General features: G+C 33.2%; 20 protein-coding genes. All 20 read right to left on the bottom strand.

Annotated features, from left to right (window positions below):
- Positions 1–8: 8 nt before the first annotated feature.
- The 20 genes from EUBDOL_RS07110 to EUBDOL_RS07025 all read right to left on the bottom strand — a co-directional run bounded on the left by EUBDOL_RS07110 (position 9) and on the right by EUBDOL_RS07025 (position 12,605).
- Complete coding sequence (locus EUBDOL_RS07110) at positions 9–233, bottom strand: hypothetical protein (protein ID WP_040463495.1); 225 nt, start codon at positions 231–233, stop codon at positions 9–11.
- A 137-nt stretch (positions 234–370) separates the two neighbouring features.
- Complete coding sequence (locus tag EUBDOL_RS07105) at positions 371–865, bottom strand: hypothetical protein (RefSeq protein WP_004800085.1); 495 nt, start codon at positions 863–865, stop codon at positions 371–373.
- A 58-nt stretch (positions 866–923) separates the two neighbouring features.
- The gene (locus tag EUBDOL_RS07100; RefSeq protein ID WP_004800083.1) at positions 924–1,691 is read right to left on the bottom strand and encodes a hypothetical protein; all 768 of its coding nucleotides are present in this window, start codon (positions 1,689–1,691) and stop codon (positions 924–926) included.
- Between the two features lie 17 nt (positions 1,692–1,708).
- Positions 1,709–2,119: a hypothetical protein gene (locus tag EUBDOL_RS07095; RefSeq protein WP_040463491.1), complete on the bottom strand. Its 411-nt coding sequence runs from the start codon at positions 2,117–2,119 to the stop codon at positions 1,709–1,711.
- Position 2,120: 1 nt separating this feature from the next.
- Positions 2,121–2,618: a hypothetical protein gene (locus EUBDOL_RS07090; protein ID WP_004800079.1), complete on the bottom strand. Its 498-nt coding sequence runs from the start codon at positions 2,616–2,618 to the stop codon at positions 2,121–2,123.
- Positions 2,615–2,959: a hypothetical protein gene (locus tag EUBDOL_RS07085; RefSeq protein ID WP_004800077.1), complete on the bottom strand. Its 345-nt coding sequence runs from the start codon at positions 2,957–2,959 to the stop codon at positions 2,615–2,617. The genes EUBDOL_RS07090 and EUBDOL_RS07085 overlap by 4 nt, the downstream gene beginning before the upstream one ends.
- Positions 2,956–3,285 carry a hypothetical protein gene (locus EUBDOL_RS07080; RefSeq protein ID WP_022419826.1) on the bottom strand — a complete coding sequence of 110 codons (330 nt, stop codon included), beginning with the start codon at positions 3,283–3,285 and terminating at the stop codon, positions 2,956–2,958. Before EUBDOL_RS07080 ends, EUBDOL_RS07085 begins: the two co-directional genes overlap by 4 nt.
- 21 nt (positions 3,286–3,306) lie before the next feature.
- Positions 3,307–4,149: a hypothetical protein gene (locus tag EUBDOL_RS07075; RefSeq protein WP_004800073.1), complete on the bottom strand. Its 843-nt coding sequence runs from the start codon at positions 4,147–4,149 to the stop codon at positions 3,307–3,309.
- 17 nt (positions 4,150–4,166) lie between these two features.
- Entirely contained in the window at positions 4,167–4,706 is a 540-nt protein-coding gene (locus tag EUBDOL_RS07070) for a hypothetical protein (RefSeq protein ID WP_004800071.1), read from the bottom strand.
- A 121-nt stretch (positions 4,707–4,827) separates the two neighbouring features.
- On the bottom strand, positions 4,828–6,411 hold the full coding sequence (locus tag EUBDOL_RS07065) for a phage portal protein (protein ID WP_004800068.1): 1,584 nt from the start codon (positions 6,409–6,411) through the stop codon (positions 4,828–4,830).
- A 20-nt stretch (positions 6,412–6,431) separates the two neighbouring features.
- The gene (locus tag EUBDOL_RS07060; RefSeq protein WP_004800066.1) at positions 6,432–7,403 is read right to left on the bottom strand and encodes a hypothetical protein; all 972 of its coding nucleotides are present in this window, start codon (positions 7,401–7,403) and stop codon (positions 6,432–6,434) included.
- 200 nt (positions 7,404–7,603) lie between these two features.
- Complete coding sequence (locus EUBDOL_RS11030; protein WP_004800064.1) at positions 7,604–8,113, bottom strand: NUMOD4 domain-containing protein; 510 nt, start codon at positions 8,111–8,113, stop codon at positions 7,604–7,606.
- A 117-nt stretch (positions 8,114–8,230) separates the two neighbouring features.
- On the bottom strand, positions 8,231–9,001 hold the full coding sequence (locus tag EUBDOL_RS07050; protein ID WP_004800061.1) for a hypothetical protein: 771 nt from the start codon (positions 8,999–9,001) through the stop codon (positions 8,231–8,233).
- Between the two features lie 8 nt (positions 9,002–9,009).
- The gene (locus EUBDOL_RS11815; protein WP_004800059.1) at positions 9,010–9,138 is read right to left on the bottom strand and encodes a hypothetical protein; all 129 of its coding nucleotides are present in this window, start codon (positions 9,136–9,138) and stop codon (positions 9,010–9,012) included.
- Complete coding sequence (locus EUBDOL_RS07045; protein WP_004800058.1) at positions 9,128–9,481, bottom strand: hypothetical protein; 354 nt, start codon at positions 9,479–9,481, stop codon at positions 9,128–9,130. The genes EUBDOL_RS11815 and EUBDOL_RS07045 overlap by 11 nt, the downstream gene beginning before the upstream one ends.
- Positions 9,482–10,830: 1,349 nt before the next feature.
- Entirely contained in the window at positions 10,831–11,025 is a 195-nt protein-coding gene (locus tag EUBDOL_RS07040; protein WP_004800056.1) for a hypothetical protein, read from the bottom strand.
- A gap of 1 nt (position 11,026) precedes the next feature.
- Positions 11,027–11,389 carry a hypothetical protein gene (locus tag EUBDOL_RS07035; RefSeq protein WP_004800055.1) on the bottom strand — a complete coding sequence of 121 codons (363 nt, stop codon included), beginning with the start codon at positions 11,387–11,389 and terminating at the stop codon, positions 11,027–11,029.
- Positions 11,390–11,645: 256 nt separating this feature from the next.
- Entirely contained in the window at positions 11,646–11,822 is a 177-nt protein-coding gene (locus tag EUBDOL_RS11470) for a hypothetical protein (RefSeq protein WP_154645860.1), read from the bottom strand.
- A gap of 20 nt (positions 11,823–11,842) precedes the next feature.
- A complete protein-coding gene (locus EUBDOL_RS07030; protein WP_004800047.1) occupies positions 11,843–12,205 on the bottom strand; it encodes a hypothetical protein in 363 nt (120 codons plus the stop codon).
- Between the two features lie 4 nt (positions 12,206–12,209).
- A complete protein-coding gene (locus EUBDOL_RS07025) occupies positions 12,210–12,605 on the bottom strand; it encodes a hypothetical protein (RefSeq protein WP_004800046.1) in 396 nt (131 codons plus the stop codon).
- Positions 12,606–12,916: the final 311 nt, after the last annotated feature.

The following is a 12,916-nucleotide window of genomic DNA, read 5'->3' as shown; positions in this document are numbered from 1 at the left end:
AAAGACCATCAATATAAAGTTAGCCATAAATCTCTATATTCTTGGTCTTTCTGCAATGCTATATCATCATATTTTTTATTGCTAGGTTGTAAAGTTTCTTTTTTCTGCTTTGCCTTTTCTGTTAATGGCATGTCAGGGTAATCAATATAATTGTCTTTGTTCATGACTGCCGATAATGCACTTATTAGTGCTAAATGCACATACTGCCCATTTACCCATGCTTGATTATCCAAACGTCTCTCATACGCCTTACAACGCATTTCTACAAGTTGTATATCATCATACCAAAATTCATCCGCTGTTAATCCAGCCTCTAAAGCAAAAGGTAATAATACTTCCCAACAAAATTGTTCGTAAGAATTGTACTTATCTAATTTAATAGCTTGGTTTCTGGAATTGCTTTCTGACGAGGTGCTGCCATCTTCTCCAGTAAAGTAAAAACCTTATCACGAATTTCATAAAATATATCCATCAATTCTTCGTAACCAATTTCTTCTTCCATTGTAAACTCGATATTATCCCATTCTTCTTTTGTAATATCTTTAAATTTAGGGTTGCAATGAAGTAATACATACATCATATCAACAGGGTCAATATCATCCATTGAATTCATAACTTTGGATAGAACTGATGCATGTTTGACAATTAGTTTCTTCTTTTCTTCGCAATCTTCTTTGCTTTTTTCTTCTGCGTCTCCTTGGTTGACATTCGCAAAATCCATAACATCTAATGTTGCTCCTAATACTTCTTGATCTTCAAATATTTTCTGTTTTTCTTTAGAAATCTTTTCTAGCTCAACCTTCGCTTTATGAGACATGCGGAATTCTAACTTTTTGCCTTCATAATCAAATTCAAATAATAACATTTGCTTTCCTCCTTATATTATGAAATCGCACCCCTTTTTTTATTAGGGGTGCGTAGATTTATTTAGTTGTTTTAGATTTAGTTTTTTCTTCTTCTAAAGCCAAATTAGCTGCCGCTACACTGTTACTTGGAACAATTACTAAAGTAGTTGTCTCTGCTGATGCATAACCATCTTTAGTAGCTTTATAGCGAATAATAGTAGAACCCTCTTTTACACCTGTAATTGTTACTGTTCCACTTTCGTTTTTGACAGTTGCAATAGCATCTGAATCACTCTTTACTTCTAATGTTGCATCTTTAGGGTCGGTAGTAATCAACTGTTTTGCAGTACCTGTAGTTGTTTCCAAAGTAATGCTTGGAGAAACCGCATCGACATATTTAATAGTAGGCTTTAACAAAGAAAAACAATTTTCAATATACTGTGGTTTGTTTTTAGGTGTGATTTTAATAGTACCCATCCAAGCTGCGTCCATTTCTACCTCATTAGGTGTATAGGTAATGGTTGCGTCATATTTATAGCCTGTGAAATCCGGTGCTACTGACATCAAATGAAGTAGTTTACCGTTGATTTCTTCCAATTTATTGATTGCATCTCGATGCATATAAGCCTCTGTCTCGGAAGCTTCAAGTGTTTCTACACCATCAATTTTACCAATAATAGTTGAATTGACTACTTTAATATCAATATCGCTCATGGATGAAGTGATAAAAGGTAATTTTGTTGTTGCAATGAGTGCAGCATATTTGCCATCGGTTTCATCTAATTTATAAACTCCACCGCCTGCACCTTTCATAGCTCTTTGCTCTGAAACTTCATATTTGTTCATCAGTTATTCCTCCTCTTTTAAAAAAAATACCCTTTTGTATCAATTTGTGTGCATTCATAAATAATCGTATGCTTATATACATCTCTATCTAAGTTAGGTGTCGGTTTACTTGTGATAACCCTAAGATTGTATCGATCTGTGCATACTTTATCTACAATTTCTTCTATATCACGGTAAACAGAATATCGAGAATACATTTGCCCTTCGATTTCTGTATCTTTCGTATAGATATCAAATTGAATAAACACCTTACTTTCACGAATGATATTAAAACTGTCTCGTTTATGTAAGGTATTGTCTTTTTCTGTGATGATAACCTCATTTTGAAATGTTTTAGGATATGACAAAACAGTTGGCTTGAACATACATTCGTTTGCCATTTTTTCCGTGATTTTCTTTTTAATCAGATCATACGCAAAATGTTTCATATCATAACCCTCCGAAAACTTCATTCATCACTTCATTAACGATAGTATCAAATCCGCCACGATATAGATAATCATTCACTGCATCAAATAAAAAAGCATGTGCCTCCATACCTTTTGTCCAATGCAAATTATGGTCCTTATCATAAAAGAACCACCCATCATCTCCATGTCCTTTTACATCATAACTATAATTTCTACTATCCGGGTGCGTTCCTTTTCCGATACTTCCTGTACCATATTCAACGAATGCTGCATGGCTACAATAATTTATCAATGACTTCTCTAATATGTTGATTACCCAACTATTCTCAAGTTCATGCGTTAGTACATACCAACTAGAATTACCGGTTGTTGTTTGTATATGTTCATTTGCTTTATCTTGAATATATGATAAAGATTTTTCGATGAATTTAGGCTTCATTTTTTTAAACATTTCCGATGCTTTTTTAAGTCTTTTATAATAATCATTCAATCCATTAACAGATAATTCAACAATCATTTTATACGTTCAAAATAAACCAATAGCTTAACACCTTGTGGACGCACTGTATCAATACGGTAATTAGCTTTACTTCCATAAATTTCTTCATCATTAGGATTTGTACCGTATAAATAAGCTTTGTCTTTTTCATTTATTACTCCATGATAAGCATACATGGGTAACAGTGCTTTTGCCATGTGTTTAATCCTTTCGCCAAACTCATAAAACTCAACGGAACCATTCAATGAATTAAGCTTAACCCCACTAATTTTATATGGTTCTCCATACTCATTAACAGGGTTATCGAAATTGTCTTTACCTTCTTTTAAAAGAGGTGCAATCCATATATCTTGCATCATTTTGGAAAACCTACCTTAGCTATTTCAAAAGCAAGAGCATTTGAAATTTCTGTGCCATCAAGTGTGAATTGGTATCCATTTTCTGAATATTGTTTCACACCTCCCGCAACGCCTAACACATACTTTCGGTCAAGTAATTCAAAACATGCACGTCTTATCCAATCCATAAAAACAAGATTTTGAATATCATAAGTATCTTCGTGTGTTAATTTAAGATACTGTGTAACAGCGTAGGTTATCGCTTCTTCTCTATCTTGTTCGGTTGTAGTTGGGTATTTTTCTTCCAACCTATTCATTAGATCGGGAAAATCGGTCCGAATTTTCATGACTGCACCTCCTAACATTTATTACTTTGCAGTATTTTTTTCTTCCTTCAACAAGTTGGCACTTAGTTCCGGATCAATAGTCAACTTAACTGCTTCGCGTTCATCTGCAAAATAAAAGACACCATATTTGCGTGAGTACATCGTATTCAAACGTTTATTTTCGTCTGTACGTTCCTGTACAATCTCAGTGCCTTTCTTATTCAAATATTTAACTGCTTTCTTCGTTGCAAGAATAATTGTTCCTTTTGTTGCGATTTTTGTAATATAAATATTTACACCAGCAACAGTACCAATATACCCTTGACGTACAAACGCTTCAACATATTTCAAATCGTCTTTTAAATTTTTACGCAAACTTGCAACATCTTCTTTATGACATAATGCAAAAACATTAGGTTTATCATTTTCGGTGTTAAACATTGTTGCTCCATCTACAAATGCGTTAAAATCAAATTTTCCAACCTTCACTTCGAGCGTAGCTTTTTGGAATTCTGCCATAGCTTTTGCGTTTGCAGTGTTAAACATATCAACAGACATGTGATTCAAACCATCTTTAATAATATTAGGGTCATTCATCAATTCTTCATCGTACCAAGGGAAACGGTTCTGTAGCAATTCAATTTCCTTTTCGCTCGTTTCCATAGACACTTCAATATTTTTGGTGTTTCCTTCACCCATTTTTAATGTTTCAGTACCATCAGTAGCTTTGTATGTATGAATTACAATTTTACTTCCCGGCACCCCTACCAAAGAATTATCTACTGTACAAAATTGCATCAGATCAAGATAACTTTTGTACTGATCTTCAAATTTCGTTTGTAACACAAAATTGCTATATCCACTATGTGTGTGATTTAATGACATTTTTATTTACCTCCTTATTATTTGTATTTTTCTGCTAATTCAGGGTGTTCCTTGAATGCTTTCTCTAATTCATCTAAAGACATTTTTGAAACATCAAGCGTAATCTCTTGATTGTTGCTATTGCTTCCATTTGCCGGGTGTTCGGTATTTTCAAGTTCTAAAGTAGCAATTTTGTCTTGTAACTCTTTAGTTACTTCTTTTGCACCATCGGTAATTGCTTTTGCTAAGGCATCAGCATCGCCCTCTACCGCACTTTTCACAATGTCTTTGATTACTTTTTCGCTAAACCCCGAATTTACAAGTGCATTGTTCATTTTCAATGACTTATTTTCTTTCTCAATTTCAAGCATTCTTTCTTCCTTTTCTTTTGCTTCTAATTCTTTTTGTGCTTGTTCACTCAATAATGCTTTCCATTTCTTTTTGTAGTCCGCTGCTTCACTAGTTGCTTTATCAAGCAATTCTTTAGCTACAACTTCTTCCTCTTTCGTTGTATCTGGTGTGTTCGCATTTGCACTGTTATCAGTTGTACTTGTTGTTTGTGTATTTACTTCACTCATTTTATTACTCCTTGCGTTTTATACGACTTCTCTGTCCTTTGCGATTTAAGACTTCTCTGTCCATGTTTGCGAAATTTATCTACCCTTTCTCTAGGGCAAAAGAAAAACACCCAAATGGGTGTCATTCTTTGGTTACTTCTATTTCATCTTCTACTTCCGTAGTTTCTTCCTTTTGAGTAACTACAACATTATTCTTCGCCTCCTTGTCCGCTTTATCCCATGCCTGCGCATCTTCATGGGAATTTGCCGATATACCAACATAATTCAACGAAATTTCTTTTGGAACATTCATTGAATATAAATTTTGTAGTGATTGCGTTTTAACCAGCAAGTTATCATTTCTATTTCTATTGAAGTTAATTTCAATATCAGTGATATCCAATGTTTTGATAGGACACGATGGGTGTTTGATGCAAATAGCCAAACATATTTCAAGCATATTCTTTTCGGATTCCTTAAGCATGATTTCTTCATTATCCGCAACTACACTAGCACTCGCCCAACCTCCACCGAGGTTTCTAGCTTCTCCTGTATCTCCACCTGATGTAGATTGTGTTGTAGGTTGCGGTACTCCGACAATGCTATAAGCTACTTTGATAAGTGCTTCATATTTTTGCATTACATCTCCATGATTAAGGGCATTTACTAAATATTTAGCGTCTGCGGGTCGTGATGGATCTGTAGTATTTAACTGCATCGCTCTGTTTTCTAATACACCGTCCATTGATTGTTTTGATATTTTTTGGTTATAAACCAATAAAATGCTATTTACATAATCAATAACATTATCTACTTCGTTAGACGATATCATATTGGCTGCATCTAAAATAGATTCAACAACTTCCACTATACCAATTCTAGCGGAATTTATTTTCCATTCACTAAAAGGTACATAACCAATATAATGTCGTTGCTTACTTAAAAATTTTGCACCGTTTATGCTCGGAAATAGTGTGTTACATGAAAAACGATAAGAATACTTATGATCGTATATCATAATTTCATACTTCGGTATTTCCGGTATATCTGATGGAATTTCTGTAATAATGCCACCAAATAACATTTCATGTGTATAATTCGAGGAATATACGATAAACGATCTAGTATATTCAAGATTAAAAATTTCAAATGGCGCTTTCTTGGTAACATCCATACCAGCATAATTTTTTCTTGGCAAAATCATACGATTACCTGCACCTGCGATATATACATCTTCTGAAATATCAATATTTTTACGTGGCTTTTTCTGTTCGGTCATATATTTTGATAAAAATGTTAATTCATCGGTACAACTTCCACTTTCTGCACAAGAATACTTCGTATCATTGCCATATAAATACCCTTTTTTAAATTCAACCATAAAAAACGGATGCCTTTCATCAACGATACTGTTTTCTTTATCCGGATTAGCTTTTCGTTCTTTCTTTTGAATGTTTGATTTGCCTGCATAAACATTAAATAGATGCTTATAGTCATAAATATTACTACTCAAATCATTAAAAACCTTTGGTAGATATCGCTCAATAATGTGTTCATTTAACATTTCTTTTGATACAGGTATTTCTAACTTTTTCCTTCCCGTCATAATCTTAAAACCGGAATAGTCGATATCCCCGTAAGTTCGTGATGGATTTGGATTACCTGTATCAATAACATCATAAACACTATTATCAATACGTGTTGCTTGTTTTTCATTTTCTGACATTTTTCCACCTCCTCACAAAATTAAAGGTAACCACGTTTGAATGTGCCAACCTCGGGGAATTCAACTCCACTATCTATAAACTGCATTGCATAAATAACAAGCGCATCAATACCATCATCAAATTTATTAGGGTAGTTAAAAGAATATGCGGTTATTTCTTCCATAGCTAACCCCATATCGCTATTCAAAGAGAACATTCCTTTACATGGAAAAACAATATAATTTCTAACATCTGATTGATGGTCCTTAATACGTTGCTCTTTGTTCTGCGTTGAATATTTCTCGATAATGGTGCAATGCAGATAGTTTTTAAACCGAAGTCTTTCTTCCAAAACCTCTTTTAAACTTGTATCGGTATTGTTTTCTAACACCAAGATATTGATGCGATGCTCAATAATCTTATCTACAATCACATCGTACATTTCTTTCATCGCCTTTTTACGATATAAGAAATCTACAAGATAATGCTTATCTTCGATTTTGTAACATATCGGCATAGAAACATAGTTTTTACCACGTCTCGCAGGGTCAAGTGAAGCGTAGCGAGATTGCGCTTGCTCAAATAGCGGTTTTGTTTCGTAGGTTTGAAGTACATTGTAATTAAACTCAAGACCTTCCGGTGCGATTGGGTTCTGCTGATAAACAGCTTGCCACAAAAAGCGTGTCATTCCTCTCTTTATATCAAGCAAATACTTTGTCGCATATCTTCGATGACAAGTTGATTGATTATTACGGTCAAGAGCAGGAATTCGTATAAAGCAACCGGAACGATCACTTGTAATCTCGACATAAGGATACTTCTTATCCTCGCTCAAACCTTTCGATTTCGCCACATCATATAAAACATTAAGTAAATCCGTATCTGCCCACATCGTACCTAAAAGCATCGTCTTTTGCTTATCATCATCGGCACGTGATGACCAATCCGAATAATATCGCTGTGTTAATTGATTGTGTAGCTGCACATTATTACATTCGATTTGTCCTTTCAACAAATCATCAATAACAACAATCTTTCCACGCTTACCCGTTGCTTGCGCTTTGTTCGCAGTGTGTCGTTAATACACTACCGTTCATTTAAGAACTGCTTGTACTTTCATACAAGATCAGACTATATCTTTATCTGTCGTAAAACAGATACCCACCATTTCCACCCACTTGGGTGTACGGAATAATTCCTAGTCGTTGAACTTTATTTTGTTAATTGAGAATAACTCCAAATATATGGATTTTTAGGTTTAATATTCCTATTTTGACACCATACTTGAATAGAACTTTTACAATATTTAGTTTTTCTTGCGCATTCCCTAGTAGATTTGTATATTGCTATCAAATTTAAATCTTTATCATATTGATATACCTTTCTACATGATGGATTTCGGTTTTGCTTCTCTCTATGCTCCGCATTCATTTTAGGAGTACACCATTCTAAATTTTCTACTTTATTGTTTGTTCTATTATTATCTATATGGTTTATGTCGGGATAATTGTTAGGATTTTGTATAAAATGCTTAGCTACCATTCTATGTGCTATAAACCGATACGTTATGCCTTCTTTTGATAGCGTGTATCTTAGGTAGCCTCCGTTAATCACATCAGGTTTTAAAATTTTTGTTGTTCCCTTTTTGTAGTTTTTTCTTAATCTTCCTAAATTGCTTATCTCGTACATGTTAAAATTTTCCACTTTTTTCCAAATTTCCATTTTCCATTTCCTCCTTTATCGCAAAATAAAAGAGAAATGGTTGGTTGTTATCCAACAAATTTCTCAAAATCTTAGCTGCTGATTGCCATGCCACATAGTGGTTTAGGTTTCCAGCAATTAGATGGGATTCACTGTAATATCACTACTACAGTGAGCCAACTGACCATCACGGGTAAAACCGAATAGATTGTATTCATCTTCGCAATCACATAAGCAATACGAATACTTATCTTCTTGTTTAAATATATTTTTGACATTTTGATAGCGAGGGAATATTTCTGCAAAGGCTTTTGACTTGATAATTGCTTTTGTTTGTCTCGTTGTAATCTTAACTAAGTCATCAGAATATGTAATTCGCAATATTTGCAAGTTTGGGTCATTGCCATGCGCATTAGCTACAAATAAATTACCAAAATATGACTTTCCAAGACCGGGCATACAAGAAGTACGCATAATATTCATATTATCCGATATCGCAAACTCATCAGCGTACGAAAACACACACTCCATTGTATCCATTGTCTTGTCCCACACCTTTTTACGTTTATATTGCTCAATATATAAAGCAAAATTCCTTAAGATGCGTCTTGCAGATAATGCGAAGAACAACTTTAATAAATCCACTATATTCGTAGCTAAGCGATTTCCACTTTTACAGTCTTTGGTATGTACAATAGCTTCTTTTAGTTTTGGTAAAACTTCTTGATCTATCAACTGACATATTCGATATTGCTGTCTTAAATCATTGTTTTCATAAGCGTAATCATATTGAAGTATCATCGCATCGTACATAACTTTCGCTACTTTATACAGCTTTGGTATATCGTTAAAATTACAAGTCCTTAATGCATCTCTTGAAACTCGAACGACACTTGATAAATCTTCCATTAACTTTTTTATCTTCCTTTACGATATTCTTCTAACCATTTTCGATACTTCTCGCAACGATTTCCCAAATCACAATTTCTTGACCTAGGGCAAGCTTCTTTTTTGCCAGCATGACAAGGTGCAGCTTTAATACCCATATACGCCCTCCTCACTAACTTCGCTATCGTCTACAACCAATTCACCGGGCATTGTTTCTTCGATTTTGATATGAATGATCGTATCTTTGTATTTTTTAATAATCGCTAAAATTTCTTTTACAGTAACGTAATCGCCAACTTTCAATGGAACATTCGTGAATGCTCTAACGTAGGCATACCCGGTATTCACTTTTCCATTCAATCCTTGATTAACGTCTTGTACTTGAAATTGTTGATATTTACCATTTCTCGTTTCCCCAAGTAAGATATCAACATTCTTCTCGGGGTGATTTTTATAATGATAGTTAGCCAAAACTCTTAGCTTTGAACCTTTTGAAATCACAAGACCACCTCCTGAAATAAAAAAAAAGACCCTCTATAGGTCTAACAAATAATTTAATGAATTGATGTATCAACAAGGCGATAAGTACGATACATCTGCTTTTGTATTTTCGGTCAATACCAAACTGTAAAGATTTTATAAAATTTTTAGAAAGTGAAAGGAGAACAACAAATATGAAAATATGCTTATTGACCGCACATCGATTTTATTATGTAATCGAAACCAAACATAGAAAAAGCACGCATCAACCTTTCAGTATCAACGTGCCATGAGTTGCAGTTTTTTTATCTGCTAACTTCATACTATATCCAATTTTATTTTTTTGTCAAGTTGACAAGTCAAGTAAAAGTTTTCCACACTGTATTGGAAATTATGCAGTCTAAAATATGCATGATTATTCTTGAGTATGGCTATTTCGAATGAATACAAAAGAGTGAAATTGAAAAAATTCTTCGTGTGGGAGATTGGGGTAACTAAGGTGCTATATTGATAAAAAAATAGGGAGGGGGTTATATATATGCCTTATTTAAAGGGTTTTGGTGTTAAAAAAAGGTTCGTTTTTATTACACTATCATATACATACTATATTTTTTGAACAATTTTTAAATACACTAGGACCATCACGGATATAGAAACTATTCTATTTTCATATATGCGCGAAAAACTGCTTTTATTTCCTCTCCTCTTTGCCCTCATGCCTCTCTCATTCTCCTGTATATTATATAATAATAGTATATATAATACTTAATACATAATAAAAATAAAAGAAAGAATAAAAATAATTATATATAGATTATTAAATATACATAGTAGATATATATAATACTACCTACTACACTAGCAGCACAACCATACTCATATATGCTATCTTATTCTATTAGATCATGAATATACTGCGCCATACTATTATATATACATATTACATATAATACATATTATAAATAAACATATAATAAATAATAAAAAGAGTAAGTATATTACATACTACATATACATAGTGCATATATATACTAAGAAGCAGCAATATACTACCACTGTACTACCTCTCCATAACTGCCCTTTTTAGACGTTCTAAGCGTTGTTTCATCTTATATACTATCTATATATACAAATACATAAAAATACATCATATACAATTAAAAATAAGAAATAATATAAATATATGCTTACATCATTCATCTTTATTCCTTTGTATCGCTTATTTTAACCCACCTAGAAACGTTATTTCATGTTTTCGTAGCTTCTTATATACCGAAACTAAAAAAAGCGCTCTAAAGCGCTGAAATAAAGCCATACTGAAACAGTAATAAAAAAAGCACTTGCATATAATCGCAAATGCTCAATCTACATTAGTCAATTTCAAATCCTTCTACTTCTTCAAATTGTTCACAATCTTCATTTTTAGAAAGATAACAATTCCCTATATCATCTTGTGAAAAATACAAGTTATTTTCCTTTGCGTATTTTTCAATTTGCAATGGTGTTGATCCGTTTAAATCATCACCAATTAATTCTACGCTTTCTATATACAATTTTCTTCCCATTTCATTTAACCTCTTCTTTCAATTGCAATTCCATCAAATCATTATAATTCACATTAAATAAGAGTTCGCCCAATTCCTCCGCATTTATTTTTCCATCGCAATATTTATCTAATGCAGCCGTCAAGTACTTAACCGCTAAAATATATGTTTCTTCGTCTCTCGCGTCATAGAAAAATTTATGTTCATAAGTTGCGTATCCATCAATTACTGGAGGTCTTTCGTGATCTGAAAGTCTTATCAAATATTGACTTACATATCCAACCTCTGTTTCGAATTCATCTTTTAATGCTTTATCGATAAAATCCCAATTGAAATAAATTGACCTTGATGCGCTTTCTTCTGTCCACGTTTTGTACTTTTTCATTTTTTAAACCTCTCTTTTTTTTATGTTATAATTTCAATATTACTTATGCCCAAGTAAAGCTCCAAACAATCCTATAATCGCTCCTACGATAGAAGCTAATGCCCTCAATATAAACATGTCTTATTTTCCCTCCTTTGCTGCGTTCTCGTCTTTCTCTTCTTCCCATATTGTAAACGGATTAACGCCTTTTTTCAAGCTCCATATAACATATATAAACCACAAAATAACGCCGATAGTAAATATAATCAATTCTAGTTTAGTCATGTTTCATGTTCCTTTCAATCTCAAACGCTGCTAATCTATAAGCTTCCGCTTTCCCTCTCCAATTCGCAGCGGTTTCTTTATCGTTGCATCTATGCGCTTCTCCTTCGAAGTGATATGCGTAGTTTTTAAATAATTCGATTGTTTCCTTAATAGTTCTTTTATCGCTCATTTTCTTTTCCTCCACATTCCCTATAATTTGTAAAAATCCTCTTTACACCACATTCTATCAAACCACTGCGCAACACTCTTATAGCGTTTTGCGCCAAGTTCCCAAGCAAAGTTACTACCGTTTCTTTCTGCCTTTTGGATACTTTCTAGATCGATTGTTATAACCGTTGGATCTATTCTATCTTGTCCTTTCCCCTTACATGAACAACCGTCGCCGCAACCATCAGTTGGGATATACTCAAAGCTTACATCATATCCATAAAAGTGGTTTTCTTCGATGTATAAAATGTTGTTACTAGACGTAATAATATAAGCCCATGTATATTTATCACTAACATATATTTTATACCCATATTTCTTAAGTTCTTCTAATTGTGTTCTCATGTCCTTATTCCTCCTCGTTTTCTAAATATTCATCGAATAATTCCTCTAATTCGCCATATAAAGTGATATTTCCGTCTTTGTATAATTCTAGTGATTTTTCTACTATTTCATTTATATTGTCCTTTAACTCCATTTCGTATTCATCCTCGTCTATGCTTTCCAAATTCCCGTAGCCGTTAAACCTGATATAAGGATCTAGCCAATTTTGGATATTACCGAAAAACGTAGCCCTTGCTGCTTCCATAGGATCATTGAAATGAATATTGAAAAATTCATCATCAAATTCATATACTTTTAATCTTCCGAAATAGCTATTATATCTGTAGCATCTGTAGCAAGCATCTACCAATTCCATTAAATTATCACAAGTTAGCTTTTCCTTTAATTGTTCTAGTTTCATTCCCTTTTCCTCCTCTATTTATATAAACTAACGATCATTTTATGAACGCTTGAACATTCTCTATATTGGTGTTTATTGGATCTATTCAACTTGATCCACACAGCCGAATACAAGCAATTTGATTTAACTAATAAGTAATTTCTTAATCCCATTCTTTTAATTGTTTTCATGTCTTTTTATCCTCCTGCCTCTTGGCTTCGTTAGGTACCTTACGCATACATAGTACACTTTTTACGTTATATTGTCAATAAAAAAAGTAAACTTTTGAAATTATCTTATAAAGTTTTAAAGTTATAAACATAACTTTTTAT

It is taken from the genome of Amedibacillus dolichus DSM 3991 (assembly GCF_000154285.1).
In the GTDB taxonomy this organism is placed as follows: domain Bacteria; phylum Bacillota_I; class Bacilli_A; order Erysipelotrichales; family Erysipelotrichaceae; genus Amedibacillus; species Amedibacillus dolichus.
This window is presented reverse-complemented; position numbering and strand designations above follow the sequence as displayed.